The organism is Novipirellula methanifontis, from assembly GCF_052161655.1.
In the GTDB taxonomy this organism is placed as follows: Bacteria; Planctomycetota; Planctomycetia; order Pirellulales; family Pirellulaceae; genus Novipirellula.
Map to the genome: position 1 here is coordinate 3,641,241 of NZ_CP197418.1, position 21,886 is coordinate 3,663,126.

Consider the following 21,886-nt stretch of genomic DNA (forward strand, 5'->3'; position numbering starts at 1 on the left):
ATAACACACAGTCCATTTTGCCTGGCCGTCCAGCCCTTTTGCCGCAAGCGGCTCCGTGTACACAGATGCCATATGCACCCGTTGCACCCCAGCAGCAAGTGCCGTTGGCCGTGGCGCCAAACGCGGGGTGCGAATGCAACACTTATGCCGGTCCTCAGTACGGTATCCAAGGTGAACTCGGTTGTGGCTCGGAAGTTGCCGCCAAGTGCCCAGCATGTGCCACGAACAGCAGCGGCTATGGGAATGTTGTCGGCGATTACGGCTACGAATCTTCGAGCGATCAATACGGGAATGTCGTGAACGACCCCTACCTGCAAGGCGATATCGTCGGCAGTTCCGTCTACGGCAATGGCACCGTCTACGGAAATCCATCGAACGTCATCTCGGATGACTTCGACGCACGAGGCGATCGCATCATCAGCCGCGATCCGCTGCCACCCGGTGCCGTGCCCGCTAACTAAGGCCCAGCACCAGGCGGAATCGTAAAGACAATCAGAAATAGTTCGCAAAACGAACTATAATTAATCAAAAGTGAGCGACGATCGCAGAGGTGCCGGTGTCAAAGCCAGGTGCTTCTGCGATCGTTTCGGTTATCCCTTTCAGCGTGTTGAGATATGAATAAGAAACTTTCCCACCCAAACCGCCTGCAATTGACTCGTCGAAGTCTGTTGGGACAAACACTGCAGGGACTCGGGGCTTGCAGTGTAGGGGGACTCGCTTTTTCACAACTCGCGTTCGCAGACGATCCGGTACAACCCAGCGATGCGGATCCGTCGGATGAACCGGCAACTGTCGAGTCACGATTGACGTACGATTCACCGCAGACGCAACAGTGGCGGATCGGAATGGTATTGACCACGCCGGTGATGTGTACCAACGTGATCGCAACGTTTCCGGTTCCGACCGACTGGCCCGAACAAAAAGTCACCTTGGTCAGCAAAGTGATCGACCCGATCGTTCGCGCCTGGGAAGTTCGCGATCTGGCTAGTAGCGCCAAGCAAGTTGCGTTACAGATTCCGCAAGTGCGGGCCGGAGCGAGAGTCGAAATGACGTTTGTCTTCCAAATCGAACGCTCGCGTATTCTTCCTCCAGTGAAGACCGACGATTTTGTCATCCCACTGCGACCTGCGCGTGAACTGCGTAACTATCTTGGCAACAGCCCCAACATTGACGCCAGCAATTCGATCATTCGTTCGGCGTCTCGTGACTTAGCCGCGATGGAAGCCGAGAACGATTGGCAACGCGTCGAACAGATCTATGACTTTGTGCGAGAAAAAGTCGAGTACGTCGAAGGACCGCTCAAAAACGCATCCGTCGCACTTCGCGATGGCAAGGGCGACTGCGAAGAAATGACCAGCTTGGTGGTGGCATTGTGCCGCAATGCCAAAGTGCCTGCCCGGATGGTTTGGATTCCAGGCCACTGTTATCCCGAATTCTATCTCGAAGACGGCGAAGGCAACGGTTTTTGGTTCCCCTGCCAAGCAGCAGGGACTCGCCAATTCGGTCGCATGGACGAATACCGTCCTGTCCTGCAAAAAGGCGACCGTTTCAAAGTACCCGAAAAACGCCAACCAGTGCGTTACGTTGCCGAGTACTTCAAGTGCGATCGCAAGGGCAAAGGCAATCCCGATCCAGGGTTTGTGCGTGAACAGATCGAAATCTAAGTTCGACTCTCACACCATTCGCATCTTTTTCCATTTGCCTTGCAGAAATCGCGCGGCCATGCAAACGGATAGCAGCCATACCCACAGCGTGATCATCCACCACCACCAATGAAGTTGGCCTTCGCTTGGTTCGTTGCCAATGCCAATGGCAAACGCCATTACCGACGACATTAAACCGGTGCCGAGCACGAACCAGGTGTCACCGGCGCCGCGTAATGCTCCGGCCAAAATCAATTGAGTCGCGTCCATCACGATGTAAAACGCGACAAATTTTAGCAGCCCTTTGGCAATCGAGATCGCCAGTGCCGAATCGGCCGTGGGCGTATTGAATTCGTACAGCTGCATCATCACCCCGGGGAAAATCAGGTAGGCGATGCACCACAGCAACGAATATCCCCAGCCGACCAACAGTGCGGCCAACACACTTTTAGCCGCACGCCCCGGTCCGCTTTCAACCAAGTGCCGACCGACTAAGACCGATGCTGCGATTGAAACGCCAACCAACGGAATGAAGGCGACCATGTTGAAGTTGATCGCCATCGTTGTTGCGCGCAAGGGAACGTCGCCGAGTCGACCAATCCGCAACACAATCGCCGTGAAGCCGCCTGATTCGGTGACGTACATCAACCCGGTTGGAAAGCCAAAAAAGAGCAGTTTGGTCAACAACGTGCCGCTGAAACTGATACTGCTGCGGACTTGGTATCGATTGTCACGATCGTAATAGAAGATCAATAGCCCGAAGCAAATGGCTTTGAACCAAAACGCGATCGAGCTGGCGATCGCGGCTCCCGCGATACCCATCTCCGGGATCGGGCCAGCTCCGAAAATCAACAACAAGTCTAAGACGACATTTATCAGACCGGATAACAGACTGACCCACATAATCACTCGGGTGCGGTCGGTGCCACTGAAAAATCCGCTCAATGCGTTTTCCAGTACCGCCCCGACACCGCCGACCAGCAACCATCGCAGGTAAGTCGTCTCTGCCTCAATCAGTTCACTGGGTTGTTCGGTCAAGCGAAACAGATCAGGAGCGGCGTAGGCGACCCAGGCGAAAAACGGAATCGATAACAGTGTCAACCAAACCGATTGCCAAAGGAATCGGCCAATCTTGCCTTCTTCACCTGCGCCAACGTATTGGCTGATAATCGCACCGGTCATCGACGCGATCCCGATTGGCAAACAAATGCTGACCCAGAAGAAATTGCCACCCGCCATCGACGCACTCATCGATGCGCCGTCGTACCACAGCAACAAAGTGCGGTCGACGAACAACACCAGCGAAAAAGTGCCAGCGCTAACCATCAACGGCAACGCGATGGCAAGCAGTTCCGCAAAGATAAAGCGAAAGGAGTGTTCGGAAGGGTGTTTGCTGTGTTCGTTCAAAGAGGGTATCCGAAAAGGGGTCTGACCCTTTGGAAGCGAGTCGTTTTTGTAGAGTTCTTTGCCTCGCCGGAGAGGGTCAGACCCCTTTTCGGATACCCTCAAAAATACGTTGCAGTCCGTTGCTGCAGAATCTCTACGGTGTCAAAAACACCTGCAGTGCTCGACAACCGTGGGCGCCTAACACTAGCGACTGTTCAATGTCGGCCGTTTTGCTAGGGCCCGAGACAAACACACCAAACGGCGATTTCGGGGTTCCGATTCGAGCGTAACCTTCGTGCAGGTTATGAACCATTTGGCTGCGCGACACAACGATGGCTAAATACTGGGCGATAAATAACAACACACGGTGCGGCATCGTTGCCCCTTCGATCCAAATCGCACCATTTTCGGCAACCGCGAATTCTCCCCTCGCGATCGTCCAATCGACTGACGCCAAGGCATGCGGATCGTCGATCGAAGCCGCATCAAGACTACCAGGAATGGCCTCAGGCACTAACGAAACAACCCGTTTCGCTTTGGCGTAAACCGGAATCGTCGCGAGGATCTCACCGATTTGATGGTTTTCGTCAATCACGTGAGCTTGGCCACCGACGGTCGATAAAACTTCGATGAATTTTGCGACCGGATCGTCAAAATGCACCGTCTGATCCATCTCAACCGTTGGTAATCCCGGTCCGATGACCTGTTTTCCTGTCAATCGATCGAGCACGGCTTGGCGGCTGCTGGTAGTGGCTTGGGTCTTTTTTAACATCATTAACGTTTCCGGTTTGCTGCATACCAATGACGAAAACTCTCACGCGGAGGTTCGGGCAATTCGCGAGCCACAGTCCAAGTATTGAGTCGATTGTGTGTTGCCCAGTGAGGCAGGATCTTGAGCGATTTGCGTCCCACCCAACCGGCGATTGAAAACATTCGTGGGCTGCGGAACAGGATCGAAGCCGCCTTCATGCTGATCCGTTTGGAATACGGCAACAAGTTTTCGCCGACCAACTCCTTCCGCCACGCCAACAACTGATGGTGCAACGGAATTTTTACGGGACAAACGTCGGTGCACGAACCGCATAAACTGCACGCGTACGGCAAACTCTTGTAGCGGGACGAGTCGCGGGTGGGTGACAGCACCGATCCGATCGGTCCCGGCACGGTGGCGCTGTAACTGTGTCCGCCGCTACGCCTGTAAACGGGGCACGTATTCATACAAGCACCGCAGCGAATGCAATGCAACGCCTCGCGAAATTCGTTGCTGTTTCTCAGTCGGCTGCGGCCATTGTCGACTAACACAATATGCAGTTCGCTGTTGGGATCGCGTGGGCCGTGAAAATGCGAGGTGTACGTCGTGATCGGTTGCCCCGTCGCACTGCGAGCTAACAAGCGAATGAAGACCGACAAGTCCTGGAAACGGGGAATTAATTTTTCGATTCCCATACAAGCGATGTGGACGCGAGGCAGCGAGACGCCGAGATCCGCATTGCCCTCGTTGGTGCAAACGACGAAGCCGCCTGTTTCCGCGATCCCAAAATTGACACCGGTGATTCCGACTTCGCCTGCTAAAAATTTGTCACGCAAGTGTTGTCGTGCGGCTTCAGTCAGGTACTGAGGGTCCGATGCTCCCTCGGTCGTGCCGAGATGTTCGTGAAACGTATCGCCGACTTCTTCTTTGCGGATGTGGATCGCGGGCAAAACGATATGGCTGGGGGTTTCATTTCGCAGCTGGACGATCCGTTCGCCCAAGTCGGTATCAATCACCTCGATGCCGTTGTCTTCGAGGAAATGGTTCAGGCCACATTCCTCGGTAAGCATCGATTTGCTTTTGACAATCCGTAGCGTCTCATGATCACGCAGGATTTTGAGCACGATTTTGTTGTGCTCGTCGGCATCGGCGGCCCAGTGTACCGTCGCTCCCAACGCGGTCGCGTTGCGTTCGAACTGAGTTAAGTAATCGCCGAGATTGGCGATGGTTTCGGTTTTGATTTGCGACGCGAGGCTGCGGAGGTATTCCCATTCGGGGACCGATGCAGCTTGTTTGTCACGTTTGCTGCGAACAAACCACAGTGCTTGGTCATGCCAGTGTGTGCGTTCGGTGTCGGCAACAAACGGACGTGCCTTGGTTGGATGATCGATGATGGGCAGAGTTTTCATAATTCTTACGCAAGGATTTTTTATGCGTTGCTTACTTTACGCGTTGCTTAATCGATTGGGGTTTCGGCCCGCTAGGATTTGAGCGACGTGCATCACTTGGATGGGATTCGATTCGCGACGGATGATGCCTTGCAGGTGCATCAAACAGCTCATGTCGGCCGAGGCCAATATGCTGCTTCCGGATGCGACATGGTCAGCGATGCGATCACGACCCATCGATGCGGACACGTCGGCTTCGTTGACCGCAAACGTTCCGCCAAAACCACAGCATTCGTCGACTCGTGTGGGCGTGCACCACTGGATGCCATGGACAAGATTCAGCACGTTGCGGACTTTGTCTGCGCGAGGCGTCATGTTCTCGCTGCACGCGCCGAGCCGTAATTCTCTCAGCCCGTGGCAACTTTGGTGAATCGAAACCTTGTGCGGAAATTGCACATCAAGCTCTTTGATTTTCAATTCGTCGTGCAGGAATTCGCATAACTCAAACGTCCGGCTCTTGACGTGATTGAATTTCGGATCGTCGTCTGCAAAGTACTCGTCGTAGTGATGACGGACCATCGCGGTGCAAGATCCCGACGGGCAGACGATCGAATCGTATTCGCTAAACAACTCGACAAATCGCCGGGCTACCGGAGCACAATCGGCGGTGCAGCCGGTGTTTGCCATCGGTTGGCCACAACAGGTTTGGCCATCGGGGTAGACAACATCCACTCCGAGTCGTTCGAGCAACTCGAGCGTTGCGATCGCGACATCGGGATAGAATTGGTCGAGATAACAGGGGATAAACAGAGCAACAGACATGCGACTTGCCACGAACGATTGATAGCCGTCGAACGTTTCGGACGGCGAGGGTTGGCAGTATAGTCGCTCGGCGGGCGGTTGGCTAAGCCGCGTCCGCATAGATATTGCTAGGAACGCTCAATTCACTTGCCGAAGCAGTAATCCAGCGGCGGATTCGCTTGACGCTCGGCAATCGACGTCCGCGCAGAAGCTTGCGACCGGGCGTGCTTTCCGCGTAACGCTGTAGATCGCGGTAGAGGGTCATGGGGGTTTCCATCGCCAAACCACGAACGCTACGGCGATGGATGCTGATCAATAGCAGCGCGTCGCGAGGCATCATGCCTGGCACACGCACCGATAGACGAATCGCTTGTCGGTAGCGTTTCAGCACGCGAACGGCCTTGCGAGGCGAGGGGTATTTTTCGGCCAACGTTTTGAGGTTGGCTGTGATTAAGTCGCCAGCGGTTTCGATACCGAATTCAGCAAATTGATCGGCACGACTTTCCGAGCACAGTTTGGTGTGCTCGATCCGCATGCTCAGCAGTCGCTCTCGATGACTCGGTTTGGGAACCGGATGGGCAGCGACCATCGCGGGCTTGGACGTCTGTGTCCGATTTACATTGCGTGGCGGGTGATTCAGGTAGGCGAACAGCATCGCGTTGTCGGGGGATCGAGGATCGACGGGGACGGGTTGCTGTGGAGTGCGGGAGAGCAGTTTCAGAAAAGATTTCAGCATGGCAAGGTTCCGAGTGGAAATAGAGAAGAGATGCTTAGCACGCGATAAGTGGTGTTAGCCAACTCAGCGACTTGGACGCTAGAGTGATTCTTTTTTTCTTTTATTTCGACTCTCCAGTTTTTTCGTTCTCACCGTATGCGTGAGCCGACGGCGTTAGCCTGGACGGCTAAAACTTTGGTGTCGTCGTGATATTTGGTTGCGCAACTTTTCTGCCACCTCTCCACCAACTTCGAAGACTGCTGATTTAGTAGCAAAGTTGATTCGTTGAGCGGATTTGGTTTGCACCGCGAACAAATTTGAGATTCTTATCCGGTAGCCCCTCTTCGCAAGCCAGTCTCGCTGGAGACAAGCTGCAGCCGATTGACACGCGAGTTGGACTCGTTTGCGGCCCCGATCAATCTTGTTTTACCAACATCCGATCATCTTGGCGCACGAAGGCCCCTTGAGGAGTTTCGTCAGACGCCGAACATTCACCGTAAAGCCTGTCATTAGTTCCTGAATTTTCACTTTGGATCGTCCCCAGTACCGTGCCCTTCGACCGCATCCATGACGTACGATCTCATTGATCTTTCGCTCGATCGCGGGATGCTCTTTTCGCACCGAACGATACTCCTCCGTGCCCACCTTAGCGCGGGCTCGTTCGTACTCCGTTTCGTACTCATTTTTGGACACTCGACGGCCACGATGAGCCGTCGGTCTGAACTCTGGATAACATTGCGACAGTAGAGAACAAGTCCGACAACCCTTGAGCGAGAAGTCGTAAAACAACGAATTAGGCTTGTCTGCTTTTCGCCATGGGGTGCCCGAGGTATGACCTGCCGGGCAGGTGACATGCTGACCATCTTCGCTTTGGAGGAACGCTGAATTGGGATAGCCTTTCCCTTCGCTGTGTTCGCTCGGCGGTGTGATCACGTCCACGGCAAGACCGTTGGGATCTTCCAGCGTTCGTAGCATCGGTCCGTTGAATCCAGCACCATCGATCGAGAGTTGCTCGATTTGATTACCGTGAACCGCGTGCTCGCGTTGCACCAAACTGATCGCGTCGTGGGCCTCGGCACCGTTGGCCGGAAGCACTTCGATTTGCGTCACCAGTCCGCTGTCGGCGTCCATCATCACGTCGAGCATGTAACCATCATAGAACTCGCCATGTTTGCCACGCCGCGCCTCGGGATCGACCACGCTAAGGGTACGGTCGCCGCTACCAGGATTCAAACAATCCGCCGTGATTTTCTCTGCCAAACTTCGCACCGCCAACAGCCGTTGCCAAGTCAATTTCTGTTCTGGATCGGGGGCTTCGGCGGGTAACCTCTGCATCCACTGGAGCATGTCCAGCACCAAATCCAAGCGAGCTTGCAAGCGGATCTCGTCGGATTCTTTTTCAGTCTCCGCTCGGATTCGCTCCGCCTCGATGTGGTATCCAGCGGCCAACTCGGCGTCGACGGACTCGATCGCTGAGAGCATCTTTTCTCTAAGTTGCGCGAGCAGTCTTAGAGTGGTGGGTACGGCGATGTTAGCCAGGACGTGGGTGGCGTCTTTTAGCCGAAGCCGATCGCGTACCACCCCGGCGTCCCGAGCAAAGGCGATCAGTCGATCGAAAATTTCCTGAAATCCTTCCACTCCGAGATGCGCTCGAAAGCGGCAAATCGTGGAGGCGTCGGGCATTTCAAAACGGATAGGCACCTGGAGGAACCAACGAAATAGCAAATCCGTCTGAGCTCGGGCAACGACACCTCGGTCAGAGAGCCGGCAGGTATAGCGAAGAAACTCCAGCTTGAGCATATGAATGACAGGCAGAGCTGGTTGCCCCATGTTCGGAACATAATACTTTTCAAGGTCGCCGCGGAACGACTCCCAGGGGATCAACTGCAAAGCATCCAGTAACGGCGAGTCGCCCCGAATAACTCGTGCGTAAATGGCTAGGTCCTCGGCTGAAATTTCCAGCAGAAAATCACGGTCTCGTGTGATCATTCTTTGTTTCTTCTAGCACCTCACTCTTGCGTCCAAAGGGGGGATTCAATGGGGAATTATATGCACGCCGCAAAAACGAGGGAATGACTAAATCAGCAGTCTCCTTCGTTGGGGGAGAGGTCGAACGGAGCCTTCAGCGACGTTCGGGTGAGGGGGCTGACCGAGCAAGCCACTCGCCGACGAAAACGCCGTTTGCACCGGAATTGCGCGGTCGCCCCCTCACCCGAGCAACGCCTACAGGGCGTGCTCGACCTCTCCCCCGACTTCGTCGGTGGAGAGGTAACTGCCGTAAGGCCGGAAGAAAACCTCACCCCCAATCTCCGACAACATGCCCAAAGTTTTAGCATTTCAGCGCTAACCGCGGGCCTCGTGTTTTACCGAGCGGCGGCCCGACCTAGCGAGTTCGGCTCACACATTAGGACAGTCGAATGATGCGTCGCACCGCTAAACGTTTGCCGCTGGGGGTATGTATTTTATCCGACAATTTTCACCGTCACCTCACGCCCTGATCGCTCCACCCGTAGCAGCAACCGAACCTCGGTGTTGCGTCTCGGCAACATCAAGAGGCGGATTCTCAACTGCGATGACCGACTTGTGCCCATCGCCACATTGAGCCAGTCGACGTAAGTGCTTTTTAAATAACGGGTTAGCGGTTGCAGTGTGACTCTGCGACCAGGGCTGGCATGGCGGATGCAATGGCTGGGTCTGTACCTCACTGACGATGCCTTCGGATTGATTTCTATGCACGCTGTACTCCTCGCCGATCTCGCCGCCATCATTTCGCAAAACGCCTCGACGATCGCGTTTCGCCCCCGCGATGAAATGAGTAATGCGGTGACCAAATATTGGACAGCCTCACGCGGACGCTTTGAGCTGTGGCACCAAGTCATCACTCGTTATCGACGCGCCGAACAGGGGGGCGAGGGGCTGGCGATTCGTAATTGGTGGAATCGTCACAGCATCGTGCTCGAAGAAGTTTTGGTGAGCGAGGTGCTGTGCCGCGTCGTCGCGGCGCTCGGCAAAGCGATGGATGCCGAGAAAGGGATCGACGATATGTCGCCGATCACCGACACCGTGTTCCGATCCCACCTGGAAGTCTCATCAAGAGTCCATCATCTAATGTTGTTTGGACGTGGTAGTTCGGTCCGTAATACGGTTCGTCTGAATCGATTACGCCAGGGAGTCGAGCGTTGGACGGACGCTCTGTTGGGTCGCATGATCCCGTACACCGACATGGCAATTGCGTATGCCGTGGATCCCACGCGTGCGACTGCGTACGCCGAAGAGTGTGCCGAAACCGAAATGATCGTTCAGCGAGAAACATCGTGTTGGCTTTTCAATACCGCGATGCACGACATGTTAATGCGACGCACGTCACACCAATCGGCACTGCCACGGGCGAACCAACGAGTTGCCGATTCCGTGATGTCGCTGTTCCGCCACGATTTGTTCGATAGCGTGGGAACGATGAAGTCGCGTTGGCTTCGCGAGCTCGAAACAAACGCGGGATCGCAAGATCGGCAACCCAGTCGTGACGTCGTTCATGGCAAGCACCATGTCATCCCGTCGTTACGAAATAAAAGCACCAACGATGCGATTTCGCAGCGTTGGTACATCTAGTTCACATTGCGTAAATAACATCCCGTAGCGAAACTCGCCAAGAGTTTCGGTAACCCTACATTCGTACGATTCGCAATTATCGTCCTAATGCGGCACTGTAGAGACTGCGTTTGGATGTCCGGGGTACAGCGATCGGCGCTGGATTAACATCGAACGGGATCATTGCAGCGTGATGTACGGCGACACCATTGCGTTCGGGAACGTAGCGAGCTTTCTGAGAGTTGAAAGCACGATAGGTTTCCATGACACGGCGAATTTCCGGAGCGTACTCGAAATTGCCGTCCGGTAGCGGTCGACCCAATTCAGGGAAGCTGCCGATGGTTACAAGCGATCGTGTGCGGTCGTGGAACTGGTACGCCTCGATGCCATCGTTGCGAAGCTCAGCTACCATTTTCGCAGCGTCCGAAGCCATTTTGTCTAGCCGCTTGCCACTTGGAACAAAATCTTTCTCTTTGTGTCCATCGACAATCGTACCTAAGCCTTCGAACGTGGCCACGACGACGGTGTATTTTCCTTTGCACGTTAGCAGGCTGTGGCTCTTATCTTCGTTCAGTTGTTGCACAAACGAATCAACCTCAGGTGCACTGTAGTATTCTTCGGGTAACATTGGATTGCTGGTGACGAACGCATTGGCCATCGGGCCCAATGTTTTATCGTTTCGTCGTTCCAGCAGTTTTCGTGTCATCGCTTTTACCGCTGTGACTGGCGTTGCCGGGCTGGTTTCTTTGGCAATCGCTTCGCGGTCTTCGAAAATAGGCAGACGCGCCGTCTTCAGTATTTGCAGGTCACGGTCAATGCTCTCGTTTTCGACTCGGTCGTATTCGCCTACCAAAACGGCATAAGCTTCGTATTGATACTCGTTCGCGTAACGCTGTCGACGACCCGCAGGGGCATTCTTGTTGACGCTGCCGGTAAAATTAAAATTTTCGCGGTAGATGAAAGCTGGTAATTTCAAATCGCGGCGAATCTCATATGCAAGTCGGTCGGCACGTGCCTTGGATCCTTCGCCAACACAGGTCGAAGCCAAGATCATCCAAGGTCCTACTTCCTCCGTAAGAACATATTCGGCATTTTCATCGGCTTCGATGTTAGGCCCCGAACGAAACATGTTCATCAAGTTAGGAGGCCCGGCGTGCGATGCGTTCATGAAAAAGGAACAGCAACAAACGCCGACGATTAGCGATAGACGCGAAATTGGACGCATTTGTTTTTTTCCGGTCGAGGAAGAAATTGAGTTCACGTTTTTGGGAATAACAAAAACGAGTCGACGACCGAAAGGGAAGAAATTTGGTTTTGTGTCGTCGCGAGTCGCTCGGGACTTGCGATTCGATTACTGACGGATTTATTAGGTGAATCGATACACCAGATTCTCTGGCTCCCCTCTCCCCACAAATTCGGATTGGGTTTGGTTCCGATGGCCAAGCGTTTCCCTCCGAATTTGTGGGGAGAGGGGAGCCAATGGTGACGTGTTTGGACTCGATCCACATCAGCGTCCAGTTCTTCAACTTATAAATCGCACGTCCCAAGCGGTCCAACGCCATGATCGCGGAGCGATCAGCGACGAACTTCCAACCTATTTTTGGACGGCCATTCGGGGAGGTGCCGGGATGCTGAATCGTTCCGGCTGTAGATTTTCCACTTTCATCTCCTTCACTTTCAACGACATTGATTTCACCGCACCTTCCGGTCCGGGGTGTCCATCAGAAAGTTGCTGCCGAAACAAGGCTGGACGATTGGGGGCGCCGTGCATCGTGAACAAGTCTTTCGCCGCGGAATATGCGGCTCGCGTTGCACTGCATTCAAACAAGCCACGCTCATTTCGTGTCCGAAAGATCACGCCGCCTGCCGCTTCGGTTTCCCACGGGGTGGGCATTCCTGCGATAGACGGCATCGTTGCCGCTTGAGGAGAGATGCCAAGTCGAAGATGGTCGCAATCGAGTGTCGATTGACCAGCGGACAAAGCGTCCATCGTCTGAGCATCAAACGTGTCGTCCCAGGTTGCAACGTCACGGACACCGACGCGAACCCCACGCATGAAGTCAAGTGACTTGTTTAACATGTCTCCTTGCATCGTGTCGTGAAATATCAAATGGATGCCGGTCAATTGATTTCGGTCGATTTTGGGCTTTGCCCCGCCGCCCGACTTCAAATTGGCTTGATCGCCGCGCGTCCAACATCGATACCAACCTGGGCCAGAACCGTAAAGTTTTCCGCCGCCGGTAGGAACCAACGTCAACTTTTCAGCATGCAATCGATGTTTCGATTCGGTCAACCCATCGGGGGCACGTTGCACCGCCGAAATCATCAGCGGCCGTGCATCACTTTGCAATAAGTCGATGCGTTGAACCGTGGCCGTCTTCATCGTCTGCAGATCACGGACCTGCACCCCGTCATGCAAAATGATCTCCATTCGGTCGCCCACGACATGCACGTCCCAAGGCTCGCGGCCATTGATAAGCGATGCGGTGATTTCGACGCCATCGGTCAGCGTTGCCGTCTTGCCGTCAAAAACCATTTCGCCTTGCCATCGACACAGCGGAGGCTCGGTCCATGTTAGCTTGGATTCAGATTCGTTGTTGGCAGTGCGGCTTGCCGGGACGTCTTCGCCGCCCATGTCACTGGTCAAACTGCTCGGCAATGCTTGTGACGGAATGCGGAATTCACCTGCCTCGTTGATCCAAATGATGTTGTCACTGGGGCGGATTTGAATCAAAGGACCAATGAAATAGCCATCGCCAAGTTCAAATCGGGCCGGAGCCCCCACGCCGCTGCCGAGTTGCAGAACGTCTTCGCCACCGCCGTCGATCAAACGTAGTTGCTCGCCCGTTAACTTCGCGAGCATCGGTTGTCCGCCCAATTGGACGGTGTGGGTGAGGTTGACTGAGCCCACGACGCTTAGGTCCTGCGCGTGGATGCCTCCGTCGCTGAGTACAAGTTTAGCGGTAATCGCATTGCCTTGGACCGTCGGACGCGATCGTGCCACGGGGACAGTCGTCGCAGTAGTGCCAGCTTCGGGTTGGGTGACCAATTGGCGAATCGAATTGGTCGATTCGGTTTGATTGCCTTCAATCATTCCGGTCGCCGTCGGCTCAGGTTCAACAAAGAATAATCGCAATTGATCGGTGTCGGCTTGGATTGAGGAGGTGTCCAAGTGAACGTTACCCAGTGCCGCAATTTGCTCGGGAAGCAGGCGTCTGCCATCGTCGCTATCTGTTTTATTGGGATTCGGTTTTAAGATTCCTTCCACGGAATTCGCTTGGAACTCGCCACCATCGACGAGCGAGGTTTTGACGTTGCCATCGATCCAGAAACCGACTTTGCTGTCGATGGAATCTTTCGTGATCGGACCCAGCGGTTGCATTTTGAAGCCTTCGCTCCACTGCATCCGCCGGACAGGCAGGTTCGGAGCATCGACGGTAACAATGCCAATACCGCGTGCATCGATCGCGCCAAGTGTTTCAGGCGACGCTGGATCAAATTGATAGACGATGCTTTCGAGTCGTGCGTGAATTCCGGCACGGTGCACCTCGATGCCCTGAATTCCGTCGGCGCGGACAAGCCCTTTACTGGCTTGCATGTCAATCTGACCTGCGTAGATTTCTAGGTCCAAGTTTGGCAGTCTCGCAGCCAACGGGGCACCCGTCGCCTTGATGCGATGCAGCCAATCGAGGGCACTCGAGCGAACAATCGATTTGTTGCTGGGATCGCGAAAGGTCAGTTCGATCGTATCACAGTCAAAACGGTCCGTTTTCGCACCCGCGATTTGGTGAATCAGCGATACGGAATCGCGAAGCATTAACTGGTCGATCGCAAAGTCGTACTCAAGACGACCGCTACACTGAAGTTGGATTTCTGCGGGTGCATCGTCCGGAGCCGTGTTTCCAATCGGTGTGCTTGAGAGCATCGAGGTTGGATCCACGGGGGTGGCCGGTTGTGCTGGGTCGATTGTCGATGCCGCAGGCCAGAGTCCGCCGTTTTCAAGCGGCATCCGGAACTCTTCGAGATAGATCAGCTCCATACGGTCCAAGACGGCGGTTTTTCCGCTCGACGCCATTGGCGAGGACGTATTCGTGGCCAAGTGGATGGTCAAGTCGCGGCCGATCATCTTGGCCTTGCCGAGATTCATCTGGATTGCTTCGGTCGTCCAGATTTTTTGGTTGTCGATGCCGACATTTGCGGTGCGAATATAAAGTGATTGGCTGGGGGTGGTCGGATTCAAGCGACGAATCTGGACGACACCGATCATTCGCCCTCGTTGGATCGGAGGCGCACCGCCACTCATCACATCGAGCGAACCGGTAAACTTGATTTCGGCTCCTTCGTTTGCTTCGAGCACTACCGGCGATTCAGTGCTGTTACCCTTCATTCCGCGACCGATCACGACGGTCATCGGCCACAGTTTCCATTGATCAGGACTGCTTTGTTCCCAATTTTGGAACAGCAGCATGCCATCGGCGGTTTGCAGCCGTTTGCATTTTTCTCGCTGCCATGCGCCCTCGGGGAACAGGTCTGCAAGCGTGTCACCTACTTTGAATTCTCGCGCTGGTGCGAGTGCGACCCGTTCGACTTCGGGAGGACGCAGCCATGCAACCACTAACACGTGATAGACAAATGCTAACACGCTCAAAAAGAGTAGAGCGGAAATGTAGTGATATGATTTTCGCAGCATCGTTGTGTTTTGTGAGCCGACGGCGTTACCGCTTCGTTTCTGGGTAGCGAAACTCGCCAAGAGTTTCGGTTATGTGGAATGGATTGCCGATTGTCATGGCGACTTTCGCGACGACATGCGGCCAAATTCCTCTTTGTAAGCAGATAGGTAGATGTCTTATTAGCCGTTTGGGCGCTAGCCCCGGTTGACCGTTTGAACCGTGGCTAGCGCCAAAACGGCTAACAATCCCGAAGACTTCTGTCTATCTGCTTAATGCAACTCTAAGTGGTCCTGCCAAATTCCTTTTGCGCGTAACAATCGTTCGACCAGTTCTCGCACAGCGCCCTCGCCCCCCTGTTTCTGCATCACCCAGTGGGCGGCATCGCGAGCGTCGTTGGCGGCGTCGGCTGGCGATACTGCCAACGCCACTCGTTTCATCACGGCAATATCAGGTAGGTCGTCGCCGATGTAGCAAACTTGATCTGGTCTGCACCCAATCGCAGCGAAAAGCGACTGCGCCGCAGGCCATTTCTTTTCGAAACCTTGTGCGACATGTTCGATGCCGAGTTCTGCGGCTCGTTTTTTGACCGCGTTCCCTTGTCGTGCTGACAAGATCGCAAATGAAAACCCGGATTTCATCCACAACTTGATTCCTAGGCCGTCGCGCACGTGGAATCGCTTGGTTTCGACACCGTGGTCGTCGTAAACGATGCGTCCATCAGTCATCACTCCGTCGACATCCGAAATGATGCACGTAATTGGCTCGGCAATCGTTGCGTCGGTAGAAAGTTTGGTGGGCATAAAGGGTTACTGTTTGAAACTCAAGATGGCGGGCTCGTCCTGGCTGCCTAGCATGCCTGCGATATCGGTGATGTCGATCAATCCGATGGGGCGGTTCTGGGCATCGAGAACGGGAAGCTCGCTGATCCGTCGACGCGACATGATCGCCATCGCGTCTTGAAGCAACATGCCACTCGCCGCTGTCGTGGGTTTCACTGTCATGCGATTCGCGATGCTTTCGTCCAAAGCGACGTCGTTTCGCGTTTCGAGAATTCGGGCTAAGTCGCTGTCGGTAAAAATGCCGACCAGCTGTTTGGCTTCGTTGACGAGCATTACTGCGCCTGTACGGCGACCATTTTTTGATGCTTGCACCATCGCTTCGCGTACGGTGATGTCGCACGTGGCGATCCGGCATGCATCGAGACTTCGCATGATCTGGTCAACCTTTGCCAATTTGCGTCCCAAGGCACCGCCAGGGTGAAATTTGGCAAAATCCTGAGGTGTGAACGAGCGAAGTCGACTCGCAAGCATGGCGATCCCGTCGCCAACTGCCATCATCACCGCCGTGCTGGATGTGGGCGCCAAACCATTAGGACATGCTTCGTTGTGTTTGCCGATGGCGACGGTACAGGTCGCTGCGGCAGCGAGTGGATTATCGCTCGAAGCTGTGATTGCTATCAATCCAGCGGAGTGTTCGCGAAGGTGGGGAGCAATGCGGACCACTTCTTCGCTGCGTCCTGAGTTCGAGATCGCCCACACGATATCGTTGCTTCGTACCCGTCCAAGATCGCCATGGACCGCTTCGGCAGGGTGCAGGAAATGAGCCGGTGTGCCGGTGCTAGCAAGCGTGGCAACGAGTTTTTTGCCGACGAGTCCGGCTTTTCCGACGCCGGTGACCACGACACATCCTTCGCATTCCGCTGTCATTTCAGCGGCGCGGACGGCATCGACGCCAAGCGTGTTGGCGGCGGAAAGGATCGCATGTCCCTCGATCGACACGATTTCCCGCAAAACGCGTAAGCGTTCGATCAGCGTCTCCGGGGGCGAAACGTGATCTTCGTTTAACGCTGAGGCGATGGGAAGTTTTTCAGCTGCGGACACGTCGAGACCTTCCTTGGTACTTCGAGGCCGTTCAATCAGAACAGGGGCGAGATAGGCAGCCGATCCTAGCGGGAATCAAGGGAGCAAGCCAATAGGAGATCGGCAAAGAGTTTTTTGAGCATTTTTCCGGCAATGCTGTGAAGCATTTAGAGGCGGCAGATTACGGCATTTGCGTTTCGTAGCTACGCTCGCCAGAGCGTGGATGGTTGCCATCCAATACGAATCACCACCTTCTGGCGAAGGTAGCTACCAGAAAATACTTCACAGCGTTCATTTTTCCGGCTCTGAAATGACTGCCCCAAAGAATCGTGGAACTTCGGTGATCTTGGGTCCGTAGCAACAGTCGCAGAGTCTTTCGGAGTTAGACGTTCGAGTGGCGAAACTCACTGCGAGTTTTCGCCACCCGCCAATCTATTCTGCCGCATTGCTTAATGCCGTGTTACGATCGCACCAGCGTGATCGCAGCCCGTTCGTGTTCGAGCGGTTTGCTAATCAAGTCGCGGCGGATCGCGGCCAACGGATTCTTGTCTCCGGTTTGGATGCATCCTCGCAATCGATCTCCCAGGACGGGTTGCGTGCCCCCATCGAGAAGCAAGCCTTGCGTGTAGGCTAGCAATGTTTCGCCTGGCAACAACGCGAACGAATTGGATGTCGGACGCGCAGTGATGTGGGTTCCCAGGGGTTCGCTGCGGCCATCCACAAGCGGACGGTAACCGTACCGGCTGCTGACCATGGCAAGGATATCACCGCACGAAGCGAATGTTCCTTCACCTGTTTCGGGGTCGATGTGCATATACAGCATCGACATCAACTGGTCACCCGCATTGGTTTGCCAAAGTGTGTCATTGATTCGCTGCATCATTTGCGCGGCATTGTGTCGGTAGCTGCCGTGGGCGGTGATCGCCGCACGAGCGACCGCAGTTTGAACCGCGCCGCGAACAGTGCGGTCGACCGACTCGGCTATTGCCATCATCAAGGTTCCATCGGGCAACACGTCCCAGCTGTGGAATCCGGTGGCCCAAGATCTTGGCGATTCAATCATGCCGTCGGCACGCCAACCTGGGGCCAAGTCGTTGCCGATTGGCAAGCTCAAGTGTTGCCACTCGCTAATGTCGCGAATGGAATCTTCATTGTCGTGCTGCGGATTTTGACGACGATCCATTGCTGCACGCGAAAGTTCGACGGCAAGATGCGATGCGGCCAGACGTCCGATAGCGGCCTCGGCTTTGCCGAACGTACGAACATCATCGCTGAAGATCCAAAGCGTTCCGATCGGTACGTCTTCGTCGTGGATCGATGCACAGATTCCTGCCGTGAAGGCTTCGGGGCAGTTCCACGTATCGATTCCGCCGGCGACAAAGTTGTCAACGGTAACAACCCCTCGCACCATTGCTTCAAGATCGCCACGGCTGCCGCGTAATTCACGAGGAGGATCTTCAAGTCGACTTGAGGGCAACCCACTCGTTGCCCGCGTCGTTAGGATTTGAGTGTCCTCGTCGAGCAAGTACATTGCTGCGGCGGTACAATTGGTTGCCTCACAAGCGTCCGCGAGAATCGCTTCAATGTTGTCGGCAAGTTTGGATTGGATGTCGGCGCCAGGAATGATCGCGGCACGTGCTGCCAATTCCATTTCTTGACGACGAAGAGATTCGCGAGAGCGATTGAGTTGGTTGGCTAACATTGCCGCTGATTCGGCAAGTCGGATCGCACTGGTCTTGGCCACCGTCGGCGATGCATCGCTTGGGTCGGAAATCGCTTCCGCGTTGACGCTGGGCAGCAGTTCAATCTCGTCACCGGATCGCCGCCGCGAGGTATCGACGCGCCAACCGGTCGTGTCGCCAAACACATGCCAGAAATGCGAAACGGGATCGCCGGAAGGATCAAGATCGGGGGCTGCGATCAAAGCGGGGGCTTTGTGGATACGCAAGTAGTTGGGGATTGTCTTAGTCACGCTCATCAATGCTCTGGAGAGGATGGGATCGCTTGAAAACGGTGGGTGGCGATCCATGCCAGAGTGAGATTTACGCAAAGGGCGGGGCAACGTTATCCATCGCTGCCATAAACGTGATCGGCATGACCGCATGGATTTACTAAGCCGAATGATCGATAAGCATTGCGGAAATTACCAAGTCGGCGGCGCAACACGAATCATCGGCAAAATACGCAAAGTCAATCGAGTCGTTGATCGCACGGGACGTGAAATCTATTGTTGATGCATTTCTGGTGTAAGCCGGTAGTTATATTCCGGCAGATCCGTGAGGTATTCTACAGGAGGGTCCTTGGTGCGTTGGATCTGTTTCCGTGATGCTGGCGTAAATGACTTTTGGATGATGTGGCCGGTTGTCACGAGCCCTGTTGAGGTTGTGGCCCGGGATTCAATTGCCATGACCATCTCCCGAAGTGCTGTAAAGAGCTGACCGCTATAGGCCCGCTCGACCCACGGAAAAACGCGACGTTCGATAGGGTTGTATTTGGAACAAAAAACCGGGTAGTGCGCCACCTGAATTGGTAACCCGAACTCAGCTGACAAACGTCCCAAGTGCCACTTAAAAGTACTTGATTTATTGCTGTTGCTCCCACCACAGTCCAGCAGCACAAGGATTCGATCAGCCGTGGAGAACAGTTGGCGGCCGATGTGTTTCCAAAACCATCCCAGACTATGGCAAGAAAAGGCTCCAGTGTCATGGCTGGTGTTTAGATTCATGTGGGCAATATTCTGTTGTGGAGCGTAGATCCCGTGGGTGATCACCTCCGCTTGGGCGTAAGAAGGCAGCGCGTGATCGAGCACATCAATCGGACCATCGGCAAGAACTTCACCCGGTCGATGGACGTTACCCAGCAGTTCTTTCTGTTTGCTGTCGATACTCAGAACCGCGTCTTTTGTACGGCGAAACCGCTTTCGCATCTGATCAATAATGCCGAACTGCTCATCACGGTTACGGCTGGGAGCTTTGGTCACCGATTTGACTTGTTGTCGCTTTCGGAGGTTCCTCTCGCGACACAGACGAGCCACCACAGGACGAGAGATGGAAGTGCAAGCCTCGCACAATCGTTTCGTGATTTCGCTGATGGAAAGACAAGTCCAGTGAACGGTACAGTCCGTTGGGCTTCCTGCGGTTCGCTCATCGAGAATCTCATCTAACTCATCGAGAACCTCCGGATGAGCCTCTTCTTTTTTGGTCGTCCGGCCCCCTTCTTCCGGACTCTACCTTCTGCGGGGTCGTCTGCATTGCTAAGACGCTCAAGTTCAGCTCGCCCACGAGTGATAGTGGAATGCGAACAACCTAGAAGTTGACTGAGATACTCACACCCGCCATGTGGCAGGGTCAACGACAGGGAGGCAGCGTAACGCCGTTTGTTTTTCTCGGAAAGGGAGTTGAAAACCGCCTTGATTTGTTCCTCCTTTTCAGGAGCCAGTAATGAATCATTTTGAATCATGTCCATCCTCCGTGGATGTTGAAGTGAAATAGATTGAACACTCCAGACATGGGCCGCAATTTCCATTCCTGTCCCGCCGCGACTTTGCTAGCATAGACATCCGTCAGTAATACATTTCACGTCCCCCGCGATCAACGACGTGTTTTCGTCGGCCCCTATTACTAAGCCCTACCGATCCCGTAGGCCGGACCGTAGCGGAGCGGAGTTCCGGCATGGCAGCGGCAGCGAACTCGCCATTGCATTGGCATCCTGCCGGATCCGCGTCGCTATCGCGACTTGATTCTGCCTACATGAAAACGAAAAAAGCCCAGGTGACAAACGTTTGTCACCTGGGCTTTGGATTTGTTGCGGTGCGATTAACACCCGCAAGTCGATTATCGGTTTCGATTAATAATCGTCATCGCTAAGCACGAACTCGGGCCAAGGCACACTGCTGCTCTTGCCGCGTGGGGTCATCAGTGCTTGGTAAACACGGTAATCGATGTTTTCGCCAATGAAGCGAGTTCCGCCATCCGCCATTCCCGCGTTGACACCATCTACGTGCGCTGACGAGGGGCGTGCTAGGTGAACAGGGCTGTTGGCATCGGACGCCGCCGTGCTTGTCTTGTTCATCTGCTCGGTGAAAATGTCGGTTCCCGTTGTGGCGCCCCCACCATTAATCTTGTGGCGCGAGTTAACGGCAGTTGGTGCAACTGCAGTACCAGTTCCGAGTGCATTCCAACCACTGCCGGGCGCCGGATTGTCGTCTTCGTAGTGCCATACCATGCCTTGGTAATAACGTGAGTTGACGGGGTAGGCAATTTCAGAGGCACCCGATGCTGGAACAAGGGCTGCTGCGGTGGCGACTCCCGCTTCGTTCCAAGGTTGGGCCTGGACGTTCTCGGTAAACAGGATCGTGTTGCCCTGACCGTCTTTAAAGTCATCGAGGCGAACAGCAGGGCCGGTGGTAACCGTAGCTGAGGCAGTCGTGCCGAGATATTTAGCGTTGAAAGCTCCGTTAGAGCGATCTTGAGACGTCACAAATGAAATGTCTGGTGGGCTGCTTCCTGTTCCTCCCGTCGTCGAGCTGGAAGCTTTGATGGGAGTTCCGTTGTTGGAGATGTAGCTATTGCTTCCCAAAGGAGCGTCACTGTTTGGATTGCTGGGGCATTGCAGAATCGCCAAATTTGGAGCTGCTTTTGGATGCCACGCGCTGGTTTCTGTAATCACCGGGTAGCGGTCTTCGCTCCATTGCTCGTACGTCGGTTGAGCGTCAAGCCATGGCAATAATGCAACTGTCCAAGTTCCGATCTTTCGGTGGGTTGGCGGGTTGGTTGCAGCTGCTACCTCAGCCGAAGGGTCTGGTCCCGTTGCAAATGTACCAAAATCATTGATATACCCAGGCAATTCACCCTTGGCGTTTTCGTGCTGGATCGCAGCAAGTGCCAAGTTCTTCAATTGGGTGCTGCATTGATTTCGGCGTGCAGCCTCTCGTGCCGCGTTGACTGCGGGAAGAAGAAGTCCCATCAAGATGCCGATGATCGTAATGACCACCAGTAGCTCTACTAATGTAAATCCGATTCGCTGACGCTTCATTTCGCGCTCCGTAAGACAAGGCCGAGAGTGGGTGTGCTGTATGTTAGTGTG

General features: G+C 54.4%; 15 protein-coding genes and 1 pseudogene. 3 read left to right on the forward strand and 13 right to left on the reverse strand.

What is annotated here, in order from left to right; translation table 11 throughout:
- Positions 1-65 precede the first annotated feature (65 nt).
- Both SH528x_RS12750 and SH528x_RS12755 read left to right on the forward strand, forming a co-directional pair.
- A complete protein-coding gene (locus SH528x_RS12750; RefSeq protein WP_442510900.1) occupies positions 66-461 on the forward strand; it encodes a hypothetical protein in 396 nt (131 codons plus the stop codon).
- Between the two features lie 153 nt (positions 462-614).
- The gene (locus tag SH528x_RS12755; RefSeq protein ID WP_442510901.1) at positions 615-1,664 is read left to right on the forward strand and encodes a transglutaminase-like domain-containing protein; all 1,050 of its coding nucleotides are present in this window, start codon (positions 615-617) and stop codon (positions 1,662-1,664) included.
- A gap of 9 nt (positions 1,665-1,673) precedes the next feature.
- Here SH528x_RS12755 and SH528x_RS12760 read toward each other — a convergent pair whose 3' ends face one another.
- The 6 genes from SH528x_RS12760 to SH528x_RS12785 form a co-directional block, all read right to left on the reverse strand.
- A complete protein-coding gene (locus SH528x_RS12760) occupies positions 1,674-3,050 on the reverse strand; it encodes an MATE family efflux transporter (RefSeq protein WP_442510902.1) in 1,377 nt (458 codons plus the stop codon).
- Between the two features lie 133 nt (positions 3,051-3,183).
- The gene (locus SH528x_RS12765) at positions 3,184-3,804 is read right to left on the reverse strand and encodes a LutC/YkgG family protein (protein WP_442510903.1); all 621 of its coding nucleotides are present in this window, start codon (positions 3,802-3,804) and stop codon (positions 3,184-3,186) included.
- Positions 3,804-5,189, reverse strand: coding sequence for a lactate utilization protein B (locus tag SH528x_RS12770; protein ID WP_442510904.1), 1,386 nt, complete (start codon positions 5,187-5,189; stop codon positions 3,804-3,806). Before SH528x_RS12770 ends, SH528x_RS12765 begins: the two co-directional genes overlap by 1 nt.
- A 36-nt stretch (positions 5,190-5,225) precedes the next feature.
- Positions 5,226-5,990 (reverse strand): (Fe-S)-binding protein, encoded by a 765-nt coding sequence (locus SH528x_RS12775; RefSeq protein WP_442510905.1) that lies wholly within the window; start codon positions 5,988-5,990, stop codon positions 5,226-5,228.
- Between the two features lie 82 nt (positions 5,991-6,072).
- Positions 6,073-6,705, reverse strand: a complete 633-nt coding sequence (locus tag SH528x_RS12780; RefSeq protein WP_442510906.1) for a DUF4332 domain-containing protein — start codon at positions 6,703-6,705, stop codon at positions 6,073-6,075.
- Positions 6,706-7,110: 405 nt separating this feature from the next.
- A complete protein-coding gene (locus SH528x_RS12785; protein ID WP_442510907.1) occupies positions 7,111-8,673 on the reverse strand; it encodes a transposase in 1,563 nt (520 codons plus the stop codon).
- A gap of 741 nt (positions 8,674-9,414) precedes the next feature.
- Here SH528x_RS12785 and SH528x_RS12790 point away from each other — a divergent pair.
- On the forward strand, positions 9,415-10,293 hold the full coding sequence (locus SH528x_RS12790; RefSeq protein ID WP_442510908.1) for a hypothetical protein: 879 nt from the start codon (positions 9,415-9,417) through the stop codon (positions 10,291-10,293).
- A 76-nt stretch (positions 10,294-10,369) separates the two neighbouring features.
- Here SH528x_RS12790 and SH528x_RS12795 read toward each other — a convergent pair whose 3' ends face one another.
- From SH528x_RS12795 to SH528x_RS12825, 7 genes and pseudogenes are all read right to left on the reverse strand, one after another.
- Complete coding sequence (locus SH528x_RS12795) at positions 10,370-11,497, reverse strand: hypothetical protein (protein WP_442510909.1); 1,128 nt, start codon at positions 11,495-11,497, stop codon at positions 10,370-10,372.
- 369 nt (positions 11,498-11,866) lie between these two features.
- Positions 11,867-14,962: a hypothetical protein gene (locus tag SH528x_RS12800; protein WP_442510910.1), complete on the reverse strand. Its 3,096-nt coding sequence runs from the start codon at positions 14,960-14,962 to the stop codon at positions 11,867-11,869.
- A 249-nt stretch (positions 14,963-15,211) separates the two neighbouring features.
- Positions 15,212-15,742: a KdsC family phosphatase gene (locus SH528x_RS12805; protein WP_442510911.1), complete on the reverse strand. Its 531-nt coding sequence runs from the start codon at positions 15,740-15,742 to the stop codon at positions 15,212-15,214.
- 6 nt (positions 15,743-15,748) lie between these two features.
- Positions 15,749-16,822, reverse strand: a complete 1,074-nt coding sequence (locus SH528x_RS12810) for a KpsF/GutQ family sugar-phosphate isomerase (RefSeq protein WP_442510912.1) — start codon at positions 16,820-16,822, stop codon at positions 15,749-15,751.
- A 439-nt stretch (positions 16,823-17,261) separates the two neighbouring features.
- Positions 17,262-18,773, reverse strand: a complete 1,512-nt coding sequence (locus SH528x_RS12815; RefSeq protein ID WP_442510913.1) for a PP2C family protein-serine/threonine phosphatase — start codon at positions 18,771-18,773, stop codon at positions 17,262-17,264.
- 252 nt (positions 18,774-19,025) lie between these two features.
- Positions 19,026-20,006 (reverse strand): annotated as a pseudogene (locus SH528x_RS12820) (ISAzo13 family transposase); the annotation flags it as partial.
- A gap of 641 nt (positions 20,007-20,647) precedes the next feature.
- Complete coding sequence (locus SH528x_RS12825; protein ID WP_442510915.1) at positions 20,648-21,835, reverse strand: DUF1559 family PulG-like putative transporter; 1,188 nt, start codon at positions 21,833-21,835, stop codon at positions 20,648-20,650.
- Positions 21,836-21,886: the final 51 nt, after the last annotated feature.